This is a genomic window from Providencia sp., assembly GCF_052096715.1.
In the GTDB taxonomy this organism is placed as follows: Bacteria; Pseudomonadota; Gammaproteobacteria; order Enterobacterales; family Enterobacteriaceae; genus Providencia.
In genome coordinates, this window is sequence record NZ_JBQDNB010000017.1 from 37,432 (window position 1) to 54,918 (window position 17,487).

The following is a 17,487-nucleotide window of genomic DNA, read 5'->3' on the forward strand; positions in this document are numbered from 1 at the left end:
TCACATAGATACTCATCTTAATTCACGTTATAAGTCATTATTTATAAAAATTGCGGCATTATTTATACTACCCAAAAGTTAAATTATTTAGGGCATCGGAAAAGGTCATTTTATCTGTTTGAACTAACTGTTTCAAAAAGATTCGACTAACAGCAGAAAACAACTACAATTAATGGCCAATCACGGAGGTTATATGTCCACAGCATCAAATTTAAATGAGTTTCAGGAGCAAGTTCGCTCTCGATATGATGAGTTAAGTAAACGGCTACAACAAGTGGCGAGATACGTGTTAGATAATACCAACAGTGTCGCATTTGATACCGTTGCAGTTATTGCTAAAGAGGCGAATGTCCCTCCTTCAACTTTAATTCGTTTTGCCAATGCATTTGATTTCAGTGGCTTTAATGAAATGAAACAATTATTTCGAATGAATCTTGTTGAAGAAACTGCAAGCTATACAGATAGAGCAAGACTGTTTCGTGAGATGGATAGCGACCAAGAATTGAGTGATGACCCTGCTCAAATTTTAAAAGAATTTGCTCACTCAAACGCTCAAGCATTACAGCAAATGGCAGCGAGAACACCGCCTGAAGATATGGAAAAAGCAGTATCTTTACTGGCAGAGGCTCAAAATATTTACATTATAGGCCTACGCCGCTCCTTTAGTGTTGCCACTTATTTAAGCTATGCACTTAGTCATCTTGAATGCCGTCCAGTATTAATTGATGGCCTCGGTGGAATGTTTAAAGAGCAAATAAATCGTATTAGTGAAAATGATGTCGTTATTTCTATTAGTTTCACACCTTACGCATCTGAAACTATTATGGTCAGTGAAAAAGCAGCACAAACTGGAGCTCGGCAAATCGTTATAACCGATAGCCAAATTAGTCCATTAGCCAGTTTCAGCGATGTGTGTTTTGTCATTAAAGAAGCGCAAGTTGATGCATTTCGTTCCCAGTCAGCAACACTTTGTTTAGCGCAATCACTGACGGTGGCCTTAGCATATCGCCAAGGCAGTAAAAAATTAATTTAACCATCAACGCCAAAGACTCTGTTACAAACGCCTCCATTGTGACAGAGTAATTTTTTTAAATTTTTTCATGTTAATTTTAATCATTCATATCAAACATTATTTAAATTTTTAGTATCTCCTAACCATACATCGTGATAACAATTTATGGTGACAACCACAATATCGTTTTTCTCTATTATTATATCTAATTTGTGAGTTCTGTCAGAAAATACAAATTTCAACGTAACAATGAAATGAAATTATTGTTTCATGCTGCTATGTTGAGATTATGTGAATTCTGAGTATAACGCTTATTATAGGGAACGACGATGATGAATACTCACTTCCTCTATTTACTTGGTCATCTTCGTTTACTTGAAGAACAGCATTCTCTTGTTTCATTAAATAGAGTGGGAATTGGCTTAATCGGCTCGACGGCTTATAACCACCGTTACATGCAAGCTATCAACCACAGTTCTCACCATTGCGAACTCAAAGCTGTTTGTGAGATTGATTCGGCAATGCCCTCTGCATCTTACTTTATGTGCCAAAAAAGAAAGATTGAGAATCTCATTAATAATGAAGAAATTAGTTCAGTTATTATCACATCTGTTTACAGTGATGAATTATTAAAATTTACGATCCACACAGCAGTAGATGCAGGTAAAGATATACTACTTAATAATATTCCTAACTACTGCGAAGATGAGCTATCGACCTTATTAAAATTAGCTAAACTCAACGGTGTCAACATAAGTCATAGCCATCCCATAAGTTTTGAAACGCAATTTTGTGATTTAAATTTAGAATTGTTATCAGAGAAAAATTCAGAGGCGGGTTTACTGAGATTATCGGCTCATAGAAAAATTGAGCCCGATGACCGAATACCGTTCAATACATTACGTGCAGTAATTTCAGATAAAGTATCACTTCTTTTAACACTATTGCCTAGTTTTACATTAAGCACTGCGTCTATCCAATACTCTCATCCTTTTTCAAAAATGGAAGATGGTGACGTACTAATCATTAATTTACGTACTGAAAATGGGTTACTCATTTCATTTGAGTTATTTTTCAATACGGGAAATATTTCAGACCGACTATCATTAAAACAACGCAATCATAACTTTCAGTTTGAGAATAATTTAATCACTGAACAAAAAAACCATCTAGTTACTGATGATGATGCAGTGATCAAGCAGCTTGACCAATTTGTTTTAAAGTTACGAAGTGAAACTAAACAAAGAAAAGCCACGCATTTTATGAATACCAACCTGATAACTGAAAATATTTTAGGGCAACTAAAACTCAAAGCGTTTATCTAATGAATTGCATAATCACCATCAAAAGGGGTAAGAGCCTAGGCTCATTGAATTACCCCTTTTAATGTTATCTATCGTCATCACATTCTTTATTGTTAAAAATTTTAATGTAAACAACCCAATACCTATGTAATTCAATATTACATTTAATACTTATAAACTGTGTTTTAATCAATGGTGCTTAAAACGATAGCACTTAAAAAGTGTACTTTAATAAATAATACTTTAATGAATAGTGTTACGCGTACCACTATTGATATTGACGACACTCGTTAAAAATACTGTCGGCTCTAAATTAAATAAATATGCAAATTGGAATAAAGAATCTATATCAATACAACTTTCACCACTTTCAAACCGATTCATTTCATCCTCTGAAACCCCAATTAGCAGTGCAGTCTGCTTTAGTGTCATCTTATGACTTTCTCGTTGCTTACGGATTTTAATGCCTAGCATTTTTGCAATTTCATCTTTATGCATAGATACTCCTATTATTAATATAACTGAACATGAACTGTCGGCGAGTAAATTATCACCACATTTAAATCAAATAATTGACCTACATTAATAAATGTGATGAAAATCACGTCCAATTTTGACTACTTTAAAAATGAAACAATCAAAATAATTCATAACCTATTGATTAACATCAAATGAAATACAATGTAATAATAATTAAAAATAGTGATGCAAGTCACTTAAAAACATTAATTAGGCGATATCCTAAGTCTAATTAAGACAGTCAACTATTGATTAAAACTTAAAAGCGTATTAATTGCTAGAATATAAAGTCTAGCTTATTCTATTGATGTAACAAAACAATTATCTAATATTAAGTATTAGTTTTTACAATAATTCGTCACAATTTGTATTTACAAGTTTCTAATGGTTTCTGCTTAATAGCATATTTTTTTGAATTCTTAGATAATTCTTAATTACTATTTAAAAAACATATTACCCAACAAAATTAAATCATCTATCACTATTGGTCATATTTTTATAATTAATAGTTGCAATAATACACTTCAATTATCACTGTAAGAAAAATATTTGTTATTTCAATATGTTATTTAAATACTTAATTTCATAACGGCAACCAAAAACATAGCACGCAAAAAAGGAGAATTTCATCGTATCAACTTATTTACCACTACAATAACCCACATAAAATAATCCTAGAAGGATTTTTCTACCAGAAAGTACTAACTAAAGTCAATCCCATGTTACCCATGAGAAGCGTTATCTTTAATAATAAGAGTAAAACTTACTTAACTTCACATCTGTTTAAAAAAATTCTCAGTAGCTATGCTATTCTGTTACTGGTAACTATTATTTTTTATCAGATTCAATCCCAACAACCGATAACTCGGCTCTCTATATTTCAAGTTTAAGTAAAAATGACTAGAAAGGGCAACCATGCTACAAGAAAGTGTTATCAGGGAAATCATTCTCTGGATAGAGCAAAATTTAGAATCTCGGCTATCTTTAGATACAGTCGCTGATAAATCTGGATATACTAAATGGCACTTCCAGCGCCTGTTTAAAAATCAAACAGGCCTAGCCTTAGGCTCTTATATTCGAGCTAGACGTCTATCATGCTCAGCTGTCGCACTGCGTCTCACAAATGACAGCATCATGGACATCTCGTTGAGATACCGCTTTGACTCTCAGCAAACATTCTGCCGCGCATTCAAAAAACAGTTTAATATCACACCATCAGAATATAGAAAGCGTACAGGATGGAAGGTAGAAGGCTTTTGTTTGCCATTAAGAGAAAGTAAAGAGCTACAAGCAGAAGTTAAACTTGTTCATTTGCCTGCTATCAACCTTCTAGGTACTACTCATCGTTATGTACAAAACATTAATGAGTGGAATCTTAATACGCAAGAATTAAGAAAAAGCTATTGGCGAAATTTTCTTGATAAAAATAAGTACGTTACAAAAAATCTCTACGCTATACATGGAATTGATGCTTCTGCTACTGAAGAAGGTCGCTTTTTATATTCAACAGCTTTTGATGAGAATGAAGTTGATATCGTTACGCCTCAAACAAAAAGTTTAAAATTACCACAAGGGAACTACCTCAAAATCAAATTTATAGGGAGCCTTAAAGGTATTAATTACAATGATATTATTTATACGGTTTACGGAAAAGTATTAGCTGAAATGGATATTGCTCGTGGCGAAGGAGCAGACATTGAACATTATGTGTTGAATTCTAAACCAACCTATAATGAATTCATTGATAATTCACATAGTTATATTAAAGAATTAAATTATTACATACCTGTCATCGCTGAATAATCAAACTAGTTAGCCAGTCGATCCTTCGACTCGCTAACTATAGTCAGCTTATACCGATATTACAGGTATAACGATCAGCGTCACAACACCTATTATTTTAATTAATAACACACAATTAAAATGTCAGATTCATTTTCGCCCAAAATGTTCTACCTGGCTCATTAACAGGGCTGTTTGATGAATAACCAAAACCACTATTTCCAGCCAAATTCAAATGTTCGCTGTAGGTTTTATCAAACAAATTATCAACCCCTGCGCTCAATTTCACATTCTCGTTTACTTTATAGGCGGTATTGAGTGAGAAAATAGTAAAACCTGCACTTTTACTGAAGTCTTTGCCCACAACGTTTCCATCATTGATCGCAACACGATCTTGGCGGCTAACAACACGAATTAACCCCGTTGTTGTCCAATCTCCTTTTTCCCAAGAGAGACCAAAACGGCTTTCGAGTGGTGGCATTTGTGGTAATGCTGAGCCATCCGTTCTATTTTCCCCCCAAGAATAAGCTAAGCTCGCATCCGCTTTCCATTCGTCGCTGAGCTTTTGGGCAATACCCAGCTCCCCGCCCATAATCATTGCATTCACATTTTCAACTTGGCTCATTCTTGAATCCGTTGCGCTATAACGGAAAAGAATGAAATCATCAACACGCCCCATGTAAGCCGAAACCCAAGCATTAGTTTGCTCATTGCTGTATTTAGCACCAATATCTAACTGCGCGGTTTTTTCTGTCTTCAACGTATCAAAAACACGACTCGTACCATCAGGACCTAGCTTAGGTGAAAAAAGCTCCCAATAATCAGGAAAACGTTCAGTATAACCGACCCCGGCATACAACATCACAGGCACATCAGAAAGCGAATATTCATAACGAGCAAAACCAGCAGGCATCACCGTATTACGCCCTGAAGCACCTACGTCTTTATAATTATCGACAATAACTCTATCTAAACGCGCCCCACTCACCATTTTTCCTTGCTGTGTTGCGTTCCAAGATAGCTCACCAAAAACACCATAATCCTGAAACTTAGCATCTTTAATCCAACTATTATTGCTATTACTTCGATGCTGATTCGTTTGCATATCAGCACCTGTTCGTAACTCATAGTCAGACCAAATCCAAGTACTCATGACTCGACCGCCAATGGTTTCGCGGTCAACACGCATTTTCATTGGCATATTCATCATGCCGTGGCTACTAGACATATGACCGGAACCCATACCGTTTGAAGTTGAGCGTAAAGAGTAATTATCCATAACATGGTCGGCATAGTTGTAGTACATACTCGCTTCAACTTTATCCAAGACAGTACCAATGTTACTTTTTTCAAAACGTAAACCTAAACTATCGCGCTTAAATTGTGAACCATCCATTCCTCTTCCCGCATAGCGTGCTTCACCATCCCCTTTGCCTGCGGTTAACTCCAATAACGTATATTCATCGGGGGTCCAACCCACGGCAATATCTGCATTCCATTTATCCCATTTTGATGGCACTTTATCGCCATTGCCATCTTTGTAGTCATTAGAACGAGACTTATTACCTATCAAACGGACATAACCTTTTTCATTACCTATACTAATATCCGCATTAGTATCCAAACGGTGATTAGATGCAGTTAAAGCACTCGCATTCCCTTTAATTCCAGCTTCAGTAAAATCAGGTTTTTCTCTATCAAAACGAATAGTACCTGCTGAGTTACCCGGCCCCCACAACACAGTTTGCGGGCCTTTAATCATATTTAATACATCAAAATTTTCAGGTGAAATATAAGACGTTGGCGCATCCATACGTGATGGGCAAGCACCTAACATTTCACCGTCATTGGTTAAAATTCGTAAACGAGAACCAAACATTCCACGAAAAACAGGGTCACCGTTTGTCCCTCCATTTCTGATTTGTGAAAATCCTGGGATCGTTTTTAAGTAATCGGAGCCATCACTTGCAGGCACAGGCTGCCTTGGTGTTTTTGTTGATGTAGAAATAGTTAAAGGTGAATCAACCGGAGCCGTAACTATCATTACTGAGCTTTCTGATAACAAACTTTGATTAGCACTATTAGCCGCGGCGATAGATGCAGCAGAAAAAATCGCACCAACAACCAACAGAGTCACTGGAGTAAGCTTAAACGTTTGTGTGTTCATATATATTGCCTGTTTCTTTATTAAATATTTTTTGCCTTTGACTCACGGTATTTATTTCGTGCATTAGGGCAGCGCCTAAAAATGAAAGCCAAATTCAGGATGCACGAAACCACTTTGTACACAATGTGGCAAAAGTAAGATAAAAATTAGTTAAATACGTTAATTAAAGAAATCAGGTGTAAGGGGGGGCTCGAGCCAGACGTAATGACCATGGGCGAAATACCCATAACTGAATACAGCGCTCAAAAGGAATAAAGCGTGTGAGAGTAGCCAATTGTCGAATAGCAATGGCAATAAATAAGATTAAAAATGGAAAATGTACTAATAGCTGACAGTAGCCGCAGGCAATATCTTCCATCGGCGACTGTCCCATACCTGTCATTAGCATATGGTTCATCATACCGGTTGATTCGCAATTTTCAGGCGATGGGAGCCCCTGATGCTGATGCATCGAGTGCCCCACCATTTGACTATGGCTATCTGTGCAACTATTCATTTGTGCCATTGATTTTGAAATCAATGGTGCAATAAACAACATAGCGACGGCCAGTAATCCTAGGTAAGTTGCGAGTTCTCTGATAAAGCGGCGCAGGTGCAACGTTTTTCCGTCATTTTAGTACGAATTTATGGGGCAAAAGTGTATCTTATTTAGATGTTTATTGTTATTACTTTTTACCATTAATGTTAACTATATGCTTTTATTTTTGCACTCCTATATAGATTAAATACTAAGCAGTTATTCATCAAATATTACTTTAGTCATAACAAGTAGAACATTTTCATTTATCTGAATCATAACCCCATGTTGTAATTGACCTTTTTATTCTTCCTTTTAAGCAGTTAATATAATATTAATAATATATTAATCCAATAACAAAAATATAATAACTAATAACATTTAGAATAAAAATGCGACACCACATTTAATGAGTTGTCGCATAATTAAAATAGCAATTTTATTTAAGCTAATTATTCAATATTATAGAAAGATGAATATACTTAAATTAAGCATCTTGATTTAAGCCAATAAATTAGCAGGGTTATCAATACAAAGACGCGCGATAATTGCTTTATCGACACCTTTTTTTGCTAGCAATGATAAAAATACATTTGGTACGAAACCCCAACCATTCCCACCATTTTTTGCCCACATTTGTTTTAAAAACACATCGTGGCTTAGCACTATCTGATGTCCATATCCCATTTCAATCAATTGATAAACTGCATCTACAGTTTCTGTGACTGTCGGCGCAACACCTTCTTTTGGAAATGAAATATCGAGGCCTATCATATCAAATTCAAGCCATACGCCTCGGTCTAGCATACGACGTTGATACTCAAAATCTTTACCTGATGGGTCTGAATGCGCTAACGAAATTTTTGCTGGATTAACACCCATTTCTGTAATTAAAATGTCGAGCACTTCATCGCCACGGCGCTGCCAACCAGGCATATGAATATTCATTGATACATGATCATTCGCAAGTTGAGCTAGTGACGCCGCACGTAAACTATTTTTTTCACCATCTGTAAATGATGGAGACACACCAATTTCACCAATCATGCCCGCACAAATATTCGTGCCATCAATACCAATATTTAGCTCGTCATCAATCATTTTTGCCATAGCATCTATATCATTGACTAAGCGGTCGCCTTCAAATTTTTCAATATATAGGCCTGATGAAGCCACAACATTAATACCTGTTTTCACTGCAACGTCACGTAACTGAAGAACATCACGACCAATAGCACTAGAACCCGTCGCATCTACCAATGTTCTACCACCGAGATCTTTAAAATTATTCACTTCATAAATAACATCTTCAATCGGCTTTTTATCCATATTGTCACAACAGCAATAAGGATCATGTTTGAGCCCCCATTGAATATCAGCCGTCACTTTTTTATCAACTAACACATGGGAGAAATCATAAAAAGGCTGATCGACAACGGTTGAGAGATCATTAAATAAATGTTCATGTGGTAACGTTAGCCCCATATCTTCTTTTCTAACTGGACCTGTTACAGTTTGAATATACCCTTTCATAATTATACTCCTGTTGCTTTCTCGGCTTTGGCTTCTCTGAATTCAGGAATGGTTGTGATAATTGCACCCACTAATGCGAATAGCGTTCCAATTATGGTGACAAAGTAAACAGTATTACCTAGTGATGGTAGCAAAGTATCAATTAAGACTGACCCCAATAGTTGACCTGCGGTTGATGCAACACCCAACATTAAGAGACCTAATCCACGAACTAAGATAGCCATTAATGCAATTGACATCAGACCTAATGGGCCACCGAGATACATCCACCAAACACCAGGAAGCTCTAACGTAATGTGACCCAATGCCATACGAATAACCAAAGCAATGGTTAACACAGTAAAACCAACGATAAAGTTCCATGTAATTGAAACTAACATTGAACCTGTTGCATCGGCGACTTTTGAGTTACCTGCTGGTTGCCAACCCGCTAACAAACCCGCCAAGAATGGAAGGATAGCTAAATAAATGGCTGAGCTTGAATGCCATTGTGGTGATACCACAAATAAGGTCGCAATAACGGCAAACACAGCACCAAGAACACGGAAAGTTGTAAATGGTTTTTTCTCATCGATACCAATACCAAATCGGTCACACAGTAAACCTGATAACAAGAGTGCTGAAATAAGCGCTGTTTGGAATGTAGCAATACCAAGTGCACTTGCAGATGCTCCTTCAGAAAAAACGACCATCGCACCACAAAGGCCAGCAAACCAATTCCATAAAGGTATTTTCTTATTTTTAATTAAACTCGGAATTGCTGCAAATTGTTGGCGAGTTTGTTTTTTCGCTAGAATGACAAAAAACATAACAACTAAACCACTAGCAAAAGAAATAACGGCACTCGCATTTCCGTCTTTTAATACATCTCCAAGCTGCCCATTTACGGCGGATTGCATTGGTGACAGCATACCGGCCAAAACCGTCGCTATCATAAGAAAAGGGGTAGAATAACTTTTTGTACTCATAAAATATTCCTTATGGATTTTGACTATGAGTCATTATTATTGTAATCGGTAGGTTAAGCGCAGAGAAAACTCTGCACTTATTTTCTTTATTTTTAGAATTTTAATTTTATAAATTAGCGAGAAACTTGTTTTAAAATATTTACCCACATATCGGTATAATATTCCCAAGCTAAAAACTCACGACTTCCCCAGTGCGGCGAACAGTCACTCATAAAACAACCAGTTTTGCCTTTTTCATATTGGCCAAATACCAATAAAGGATCTTCACCAATATTTAATACAACTTCTGTATTTTCTTTAGCTGTAACTTTGTTATAACCCAAGAACATTGGCCAATTGCTAAAGCCTTTTACTGAATCATGTTCAGAATTAACGGGTGATGCAAAAATACCTTCTGGTTTTTCAACTCGATCATCACCATTAAGCATTTCTACAGGTAATACATCTGCGAGTAATGTATTTTTATAATTTGCTTTAGCCTCAATACCCATAAAGGATAAATAACCCCCTATCATTAACAAGCCGCCACCATTAATAACATATTGTTTAATGAGCTCTAAAGCATTTGGTAATACTTTCATATTGTAGAAAGTATCATTTTGTAATAAAAATGTATTAGCACCAATATCGCTAATCACAACTACATCGTATTTAGCCAACTCTTCAACTGTTTTAGGAAATGCCATTTGCACTGTGTGTGCTGGCATATAGTCAATTTCAATTCCTTTGCTTTTCAAACAGCCTAATAAAAAAGTCGCACCTTCTTCATATTTACTTGAAGTAAAGCTGTCATAACCTTTGGTATGGATCATGTGAATGTGCCATGACTCACCAATAAATAAAATTTTCATTTTTATTCCTCTTTCAGACTATTAATTTATTCAGGAGATTGAGTAACAACCTGAGAGTAAGTTGTTTGATTAATTCGATGCATGACATTAATGTCATCGGGCATTTCAGAAGCATTACCGGTTTCAACTGCAAGAGATGAGAATGCTGAGGCGTAACGTAATGCATAAGAAAATTGCTTACCTTTCGCTAATGATGCCGCCAATGCACCATTAAATGCATCACCCGCCCCCGCGGTATTCTTCACTACTGCGGTATAAGCCGGTGAATAAATAAATTTATTACCGTCATAAGCGATAGAGCCTTTACTACCAAGCGTAATGACAACCTTTTTAACACCTTTTTCATAGATAACTTTCGCTGCTTTTTTCGCTGTTTCTATATCAATCACATTAATATCAGAAAGCAAACTCGCTTCGGTTTCATTCGGTGTTAAAATATCTATTTTATCAATTAACTCATTCACTATATCGTTGTAAGGTGCAGGATTTAATATAATTGGAATATTATATTCATTACCGATGGAAATAATTTCTTTTAATGCATCAATATTTGTTTCTAATTGTAGTAGGATAACATTTGAATTAATCACCCTATCCTTTTGAATTTTAACCTCATCAGCGGTAATATCCATATTAGATCCAGGATAAATAGAAATAATATTTTCACCACTATTTTCGGATACAAATATTGAAGCTGTACCTGTTTGATATTTTTCTGTTTGGTATATGGTTGATGTTTTAATTTTAGATGATGAAATAAAGTTTATAGCATATTCACTAAATTGGTCAGTTCCTATTTTAGTAATAAAATGCACCTGAGAATCTGAATAGCTTGCAGCTAAAGCTTGATTACAGCCTTTACCACCTGGGGAGAATATAAATTTGTTTGCTAATAATGATTCACCCGCTTCAGGTAATCGGGGTAAATAACTAATCATATCAACATTAAATGAACCTAATACGCAAACTTTACCTAACACGGCATCATCCTTATTTGTTTTATCATTAAAGCTTTCATTACATTCAAGAAATTGAATTATTTCCTTTTTGGCAACTTTATCTAAAGTTTCAAATTCAATATAGGCACCGCCATGACAGCGACTAATAATGCCTTTTTTTGCTAAAGAATTTAAATCTGCCCTAATCGTTTCTTTAGTGACATTAAGTTCTTTCGATAAAACAGAAACTTTCGCTGAGCCTGTTTTTTTTAAAAAATTAATTATTTTCTTATGTCGTTCTGCTTTCATGCCATTTTACCTCATGGCATTAACTCTAATTTATACCTTGTTAAGTTAATGTGACTATAATCATATGTTCCCATTCAAAAGCAAAAAAAAGCAAAAAGCATAAAACTAAAAACAAAAAAAAACAAAAATGCAGTCTTAAAGCTAAATACATCATTTATATCAAGATAATATAGCAACCTATAAATTAGGCTAATTAAAACAAAAAAATATACAAATTCAGTTAATTAAAATTAACTATAAAAATATTTTTAATATTTCATTAAATGAATTAATTTAAATCCAATTTAAAGTCAAATAAATCTTAAATAACATCAATTATATTTATCTTTATTTTACTATAAAGATAAAATAACTGAATATTATCGAATTATTTTCAATAGAATTTATTCTTTGTATATTGGGAGGAAGATCACAAATGGAGAAATGCGTATTAGTGAGGATTATCATTACAACACTGATAAAAACGGGCGCAATTGCGCCCGCTTATATAATGACTAACTACTTTTAAAGATTATTGGCTGCCTGCCGTACCTTTTTTCTCGTGTAGCAACACTAAAGCTTGTTCTACACTTCGCTCGATAATGGTTCGGCGCTGATCGTTTTCAGGCAATAATTTTAACATCATTTGCCAAGCTGAAATGGCTTCTGCATATTGCTCTTGCTCAAAGGCATTGAATGCAAACAAACTTAATGCTTTAACATTAGTTCGATTTTCAGCAATCAATTTTTTCAGTAGCTCAGTACCTTCACGATTATCTTCCGGATCAGATGAACGGGTTAACACTTCTGCATATCCCATCGCCACACCTTCATCATTCGGCGATAAGCGGTAAGCTCGACCATAAGCATCTGTTGCCATCGTCGCATTACTCAATACCATGCCGATACGCCCTAGCATTACCCATGCTTCTACGTTTTGTGGATCTTCTTGTAAACGAGTGCGTAAGCCTAATGCCAAACGTTCCATCTCTTCATTATTAAGTGGCGGTTCTTTTGGGTCAAGGGCTCTATCAAGCAAAGCGGGGGCTTGCTGGTAAGCAATATTCCAATCTGCAACTTTGCTATAGCTTCCGACTTGATAATACGCCACTGCTCCAATGCCAACGGCAATAATAATACCCGGCACATAGACCCAAATACTCGCTCGTGATGATTCAGGTAAATCATCTTCATCATTTAGGGATGAATTTTTAATGCGTACCCGTTTTTTAGAACGTGCAAAAATAATCCACCCACCCACGGCTATAGCGGCAAATGGGAGCCCCCAAAGTATCACCGTTAAAGGAGTTAATGGTGGATTATAAGTGACAAAGTAACCATATCGCGCCACCATATAATCAATGATTTCATCGCGATTTTTACCCTCTTTCATCAATTCATACACTTTTTGACGTAAATCTAGCGCAATCATTGAGTTAGAGTCAGCAATACTGTTATTTTGACATTTAGGGCAGCGTAACTCTTCCGTTAATTTACGAAACTGCTGCTCTTGTTGTTCATTATCAAAAGTAAACACTTCTGTCGCCGCAAAAGTAACGGTTGCACTGAGCGCAAACATCAGCAAGCCTAATAAATATTTCATTGGCTGGCCTCCTTGCTATAACGGTCCCACAGTGGCTTCAACTCTTTTTCCCACACTTGCTCATCCATAGCCCCTGCATGGCGATAACGAATAATGCCATTGCCATCAATAAGAAAAGTTTCAGGTGCACCATAAACGCCAAGATCTAAGCCCAACATACCTTCACCATCAAATAAACTCAGCGCATAAGGGTTGCCCAGCTCACGTAGCCAACCAATCGCTTTTTGCCGATTGTCTTTATAATTAAGACCAACAACACGCACTCCTTGCGCCGAAAGTGTATTCAGATATTGATGTTCGGCACGACAAGTAGGACACCATGTCGCCCAAACATTTAATAGAATTGGTTTACCTTGGTTGAGCACATCCGATTCATAATGTTGCCCTGGATTCTCTAATGATTCCAAACGAAACACCGGCACGGGCTTACCAATTAATGCAGATTCTAATAAGCGAGGATCATCCCCTTCAGCATTACGCATCAACTGCCATAAAAGCACAGCAGCAATCGCCGTAAATATAATAAAAGGGATTAAAAATACTTTACGACTCATGCAGCCTCCCCTTCAGCTTTACGACGGCGATAGCGTGGGTCAAACAAGCAAAATAGCGCGCCAATAGACATCAAAATACCACCTGACCAAATCCAACGCACAAAAGGCTTATAATATAAACGCAGTGTCCAGACGTCTTTAGTAATTTCCTCACCTAAAGCCGCGTATAAATCACGGGTAAAACCACCATCAATAGCTGCTTCCGTCATCACTGCACGACTGGTCTTATAAAAGCGTTTTTCAGGCAGTAAAGTCGTTAATACTTTATCATTTTCTTTAACCGAGATGCTACCAATAACCCCTTGATAATTCGGACCATTAGCTTCATGTACACCGTTAAAAACAAAGGTATAAGCGCGAATAGAAATACTATCACCGGGCTTCATTTTGACATCTCGTTCAATACTATAATTTTGACTAAATGCGATCCCGACAATCGTGACGGCCAAACCTAAATGAGCCAACACCATTCCCCAATAACTTGATGTTAATTTAATTTTCTTGCTAATCCGTATTTTCATTTCGACGAATGCAAGAATGACTATCCAACTCGCCATCATCAAGCCAAGATAAGTCAGCGCTTCAACTCTATCTTCCATCAACCAAGGCAATAAGAAAGACAATATCAGTGCCATGACTAGGGCAAAAATCAGTATTTTTCGAATAGCGGCTGGGCGATCGCGTCCCCAACGAACTAATGGCCCGATACCTAACAACAGAGCAAAAGGTACCATTAACACAATAAACATCGTATTAAAGAAAGGTTCGCCGATTGAGATAGTCCCTAAGCCAAGTTGCTTATGCACTAAAGGTAGTAACGTACCAAGTAACACGACTAACATTGCTGCGGTTAGGATGACATTGTTACCAAGCAACAAGGACTCACGAGACCACAGCGAGTTATTCACTTTCGAGCGAATTTTATGACCCCGAACAGCAAATACCAGTAACGATCCGCCAATCACTAAGATCATAAAGGCTAATATAAACAGGCCACGGGATGGATCAGACGCAAAGGCATGGACAGAGACCAACACCCCAGAGCGAACTAAGAAGGTGCCAAGCAAACACAATGAGAACGCGGAAATAGAAAGTAACAGTGACCACGCTTTGAATGTCGCTCTTTGTTCCGTCACCGACAATGAGTGGATTAGTGCGGTGCCGACCAACCATGGCATAAACGATGCATTTTCAACTGGGTCCCAGAACCACCAGCCTCCCCAGCCCAGTTCATAATACGCCCATGCAGAACCTAACATAATACCGAGTGTGAGGAAGAACCAAGCAGCCATTGTCCAAGGACGTGCAAAACGGGTGAAAGCGCTATCGAGTCGACCACTCAATAATGCGGCAATAGCAAAAGCAAAAGCAACCGAGAATCCAACATAGCCCATATATAATAATGGAGGATGGAAAATTAAGCCGGGGTCTTGTAACAGCGGGTTTAAATCTCGCCCTTCAATAGGAAATGCAGGCAACGTGCGTGAGAATGGGTTTGAGGTAAAGATAATAAATAACAAGAAACCGACACTGACCATGCCCATCACAGCCAATACACGCGCTACAATATCCAATGGCATACGATAACTACAAAGAGCGACAGCAAATGTCCAACCGCTCATTAATAAAACCCACAAAAGCAAAGAACCTTCATGAGCACCCCATGTAGCAGCAACTCGATACCAGACAGGTAATAACGTGTTCGAGTTATTCGCCACATAAGTGACAGAGAAATCATTAACAACAAAGGCATTCACTAATACTAAAAATGCGCCCGTCACACACAAAAAAAGCAGCCATGCAAGAGGACGAGATGACGCCATCAGCCGAGAGTCATTACGCGCGACACCCCAGAGTGGATAAAAAGATAGCAATACCGCAATACCCAATGCCAAACATAGCAAGATGCTACCAATCTCAGGGATCATGATGCGTTATCCTTATAGACCGCAGCAGGTCTTCGATGATTTTCTTGCATCGCTTGTTCTATCTCTGGTGGTGTATAATTTTCATCGTGCTTTGCTAATACTTCTTTAGCTAAAACATGATTATTTTCTTCAAGCTCACCTTGCACAACCACACCTTGTCCTTCACGAAACAAGTCAGGCAAAATACCATCATAACTGACTTCAATTTCCGCTTCCGCATCATACACAGTAAAAGTAACTTTTAATGATTCAGGATCGCGAACCACCGTGCCTGGCATCACCATACCACCAACACGTAAACGCTGTCCTACCTCAGGAATTTGCTGTGTTTCCCGCTTACCATAAATGATTTCACCGGGTGTATAGAACAAATCAATGCTTGAACGTAATGCATATAATATTAATGCTATTGTTAAACCAGCACCCACCAATATAGCGCAAATTAACCATAATCTATTTTTTCGGCGTATATTCACATCCCCTCCCGGCGAGCTCTTGCGGCTTTTTGTCTAACTTCACGTGCTTGTTGCTGAATAATTGCCGTAAAAATCATTTTTCTTTGAATATAGGTATGCAAGCACAACAATAATATCGGCACCAATGCTAAAGCTACAGCTAACCATACATAGAATCCATAGCCACCCATGGCAAAAAAATCCGTCCAAGATGCAAAAGCGCTATTCATTATTTTTGTCCTCGCTTATTGACGATATCTAGAACCCATGGACGATTACGCTCTAACAGTAATAATTGGCTGCGTAAGCGAATTAATGTCAACGATATAAACAGAAATAGATAACCAAGGATAGCTAAACGCAATGGTGTCCGCATTGCTGGATTAATACTTTGCTGCATTCGAGTCGAAGGCTGATGCAATGTTTGCCACCATTCGACAGAATAATGGATGATAGGTAAATTAATAACACCAATTAAGACTAATATTGCTGCTGCTTTACCCGCAATGCGACGATCATCGAATGCATGCCATAAGGCAATAATTCCAACATAAAGAAAAAATAAAATCAGTTCTGAGGTTAGACGTGCATCCCAAACCCACCATGCGCCCCACATAGGTTTCCCCCATGTGGCACCGGTAACTAAGGCAATAAAGGTAAATACAGCGCCAATAGGTGCCATGGCAGCGATTGCAAGCTCAGATACTTTCATTTGCCAAATAAGACCAATAAACGCAGTGATTGCCATAGTCGCATAAATACCCATCGACCACATTGCAGCCGGCACGTGAATATACATAATACGGTAGCTATCACTTTGTGTTTTATCTGTTGGCGCAAAGCCAAATCCCCAAATCCAGCCAGCCGCGAGAAAAATTACGCTCAAGACAATAAACCAAGGTGCGAGATATCCGCACAAGCGATATAGGTTCACAGGAATGGCAAGTTGGTGAAGCTTTTTCCACATAGTTTAATAGCCCCAATTTATGTCGTTAGTTAGCTTTGTACTAGTTCAATCTACGATACACATAACTACAACAAATTTATTGATTTAACACAAATATAATT

At 37.3% G+C, this 17,487-nt stretch carries 16 protein-coding genes; 3 read left to right on the top strand and 13 right to left on the bottom strand.

The features are described from left to right. Window positions 1-193 precede the first annotated feature (193 nt). Both ACTH6U_RS13675 and ACTH6U_RS13680 read left to right on the top strand, forming a co-directional pair. A complete protein-coding gene (locus ACTH6U_RS13675; RefSeq protein ID WP_294103108.1) occupies window positions 194-1,033 on the top strand; it encodes a MurR/RpiR family transcriptional regulator in 840 nt (279 codons plus the stop codon). Between the two features lie 308 nt (window positions 1,034-1,341). Continuing rightward, entirely contained in the window at window positions 1,342-2,337 is a 996-nt protein-coding gene (locus ACTH6U_RS13680) for a hypothetical protein (protein ID WP_441832442.1), read from the top strand. Window positions 2,338-2,559: 222 nt separating this feature from the next. Here ACTH6U_RS13680 and ACTH6U_RS13685 read toward each other — a convergent pair whose 3' ends face one another. Next, the gene (locus ACTH6U_RS13685) at window positions 2,560-2,814 is read right to left on the bottom strand and encodes a helix-turn-helix domain-containing protein (RefSeq protein WP_294103103.1); all 255 of its coding nucleotides are present in this window, start codon (window positions 2,812-2,814) and stop codon (window positions 2,560-2,562) included. A 936-nt stretch (window positions 2,815-3,750) separates the two neighbouring features. Between ACTH6U_RS13685 and ACTH6U_RS13690 the strand changes: the two genes are divergently transcribed. Next, complete coding sequence (locus tag ACTH6U_RS13690) at window positions 3,751-4,638, top strand: helix-turn-helix domain-containing protein (RefSeq protein ID WP_294103101.1); 888 nt, start codon at window positions 3,751-3,753, stop codon at window positions 4,636-4,638. Window positions 4,639-4,753: 115 nt separating this feature from the next. Here the strand turns inward: ACTH6U_RS13690 and ACTH6U_RS13695 are convergent, their stop codons facing one another. The 12 genes from ACTH6U_RS13695 to ACTH6U_RS13750 form a co-directional block, all read right to left on the bottom strand. Further along, on the bottom strand, window positions 4,754-6,784 hold the full coding sequence (locus tag ACTH6U_RS13695) for a TonB-dependent copper receptor (RefSeq protein ID WP_294103097.1): 2,031 nt from the start codon (window positions 6,782-6,784) through the stop codon (window positions 4,754-4,756). A 172-nt stretch (window positions 6,785-6,956) separates the two neighbouring features. After that, window positions 6,957-7,382 carry a DUF2946 domain-containing protein gene (locus ACTH6U_RS13700; RefSeq protein ID WP_336428854.1) on the bottom strand — a complete coding sequence of 142 codons (426 nt, stop codon included), beginning with the start codon at window positions 7,380-7,382 and terminating at the stop codon, window positions 6,957-6,959. A gap of 420 nt (window positions 7,383-7,802) precedes the next feature. Further along, the gene (locus ACTH6U_RS13705; protein ID WP_294103092.1) at window positions 7,803-8,834 is read right to left on the bottom strand and encodes a phosphotriesterase family protein; all 1,032 of its coding nucleotides are present in this window, start codon (window positions 8,832-8,834) and stop codon (window positions 7,803-7,805) included. Window positions 8,835-8,836: 2 nt separating this feature from the next. Further along, the gene (locus tag ACTH6U_RS13710) at window positions 8,837-9,802 is read right to left on the bottom strand and encodes a DMT family transporter (RefSeq protein WP_441832443.1); all 966 of its coding nucleotides are present in this window, start codon (window positions 9,800-9,802) and stop codon (window positions 8,837-8,839) included. A gap of 113 nt (window positions 9,803-9,915) precedes the next feature. Next, the gene (locus ACTH6U_RS13715; protein ID WP_294103087.1) at window positions 9,916-10,653 is read right to left on the bottom strand and encodes a glutamine amidotransferase; all 738 of its coding nucleotides are present in this window, start codon (window positions 10,651-10,653) and stop codon (window positions 9,916-9,918) included. Between the two features lie 26 nt (window positions 10,654-10,679). Next, on the bottom strand, window positions 10,680-11,900 hold the full coding sequence (locus tag ACTH6U_RS13720) for a PfkB family carbohydrate kinase (RefSeq protein WP_294103082.1): 1,221 nt from the start codon (window positions 11,898-11,900) through the stop codon (window positions 10,680-10,682). 511 nt (window positions 11,901-12,411) lie between these two features. Continuing rightward, window positions 12,412-13,482 (bottom strand): cytochrome c-type biogenesis protein CcmH, encoded by a 1,071-nt coding sequence (locus ACTH6U_RS13725; RefSeq protein ID WP_294103080.1) that lies wholly within the window; start codon window positions 13,480-13,482, stop codon window positions 12,412-12,414. Beyond that, entirely contained in the window at window positions 13,479-14,036 is a 558-nt protein-coding gene (dsbE, locus tag ACTH6U_RS13730) for a thiol:disulfide interchange protein DsbE (RefSeq protein ID WP_434719402.1), read from the bottom strand. The genes ACTH6U_RS13725 and dsbE overlap by 4 nt, the downstream gene beginning before the upstream one ends. Beyond that, on the bottom strand, window positions 14,033-15,964 hold the full coding sequence (locus tag ACTH6U_RS13735) for a heme lyase CcmF/NrfE family subunit (RefSeq protein WP_336428843.1): 1,932 nt from the start codon (window positions 15,962-15,964) through the stop codon (window positions 14,033-14,035). Before ACTH6U_RS13735 ends, dsbE begins: the two co-directional genes overlap by 4 nt. After that, the gene (ccmE, locus tag ACTH6U_RS13740) at window positions 15,961-16,440 is read right to left on the bottom strand and encodes a cytochrome c maturation protein CcmE (protein ID WP_336428841.1); all 480 of its coding nucleotides are present in this window, start codon (window positions 16,438-16,440) and stop codon (window positions 15,961-15,963) included. The genes ACTH6U_RS13735 and ccmE overlap by 4 nt, the downstream gene beginning before the upstream one ends. Beyond that, entirely contained in the window at window positions 16,437-16,649 is a 213-nt protein-coding gene (gene ccmD / locus ACTH6U_RS13745) for a heme exporter protein CcmD (protein ID WP_434719403.1), read from the bottom strand. Before ccmD ends, ccmE begins: the two co-directional genes overlap by 4 nt. Beyond that, window positions 16,649-17,386 (bottom strand): heme ABC transporter permease, encoded by a 738-nt coding sequence (locus ACTH6U_RS13750; protein WP_294103069.1) that lies wholly within the window; start codon window positions 17,384-17,386, stop codon window positions 16,649-16,651. Before ACTH6U_RS13750 ends, ccmD begins: the two co-directional genes overlap by 1 nt. Window positions 17,387-17,487 lie beyond the last annotated feature (101 nt).

Bases quoted from the DNA above. Each gene is read 5' to 3' on its own strand.
- ACTH6U_RS13675 (WP_294103108.1), top strand. From the start codon at position 194: ATGTCCACAGCATCAAATTTAAATGAGTTTCAGGAGCAAGTTCGCTCT.
- ACTH6U_RS13680 (WP_441832442.1), top strand. From the start codon at position 1,342: ATGATGAATACTCACTTCCTCTATTTACTTGGTCATCTTCGTTTACTT.
- ACTH6U_RS13685 (WP_294103103.1), bottom strand. From the start codon at position 2,814: ATGCATAAAGATGAAATTGCAAAAATGCTAGGCATTAAAATCCGTAAG.
- ACTH6U_RS13690 (WP_294103101.1), top strand. From the start codon at position 3,751: ATGCTACAAGAAAGTGTTATCAGGGAAATCATTCTCTGGATAGAGCAA.
- ACTH6U_RS13695 (WP_294103097.1), bottom strand. From the start codon at position 6,784: ATGAACACACAAACGTTTAAGCTTACTCCAGTGACTCTGTTGGTTGTT.
- ACTH6U_RS13705 (WP_294103092.1), bottom strand. From the start codon at position 8,834: ATGAAAGGGTATATTCAAACTGTAACAGGTCCAGTTAGAAAAGAAGAT.
- ACTH6U_RS13710 (WP_441832443.1), bottom strand. From the start codon at position 9,802: ATGAGTACAAAAAGTTATTCTACCCCTTTTCTTATGATAGCGACGGTT.
- ACTH6U_RS13715 (WP_294103087.1), bottom strand. From the start codon at position 10,653: ATGAAAATTTTATTTATTGGTGAGTCATGGCACATTCACATGATCCAT.
- ACTH6U_RS13720 (WP_294103082.1), bottom strand. From the start codon at position 11,900: ATGAAAGCAGAACGACATAAGAAAATAATTAATTTTTTAAAAAAAACA.
- ACTH6U_RS13725 (WP_294103080.1), bottom strand. From the start codon at position 13,482: ATGAAATATTTATTAGGCTTGCTGATGTTTGCGCTCAGTGCAACCGTT.
- dsbE (WP_434719402.1), bottom strand. From the start codon at position 14,036: ATGAGTCGTAAAGTATTTTTAATCCCTTTTATTATATTTACGGCGATT.
- ACTH6U_RS13735 (WP_336428843.1), bottom strand. From the start codon at position 15,964: ATGATCCCTGAGATTGGTAGCATCTTGCTATGTTTGGCATTGGGTATT.
- ccmD (WP_434719403.1), bottom strand. From the start codon at position 16,649: ATGAATAGCGCTTTTGCATCTTGGACGGATTTTTTTGCCATGGGTGGC.
- ACTH6U_RS13750 (WP_294103069.1), bottom strand. From the start codon at position 17,386: ATGTGGAAAAAGCTTCACCAACTTGCCATTCCTGTGAACCTATATCGC.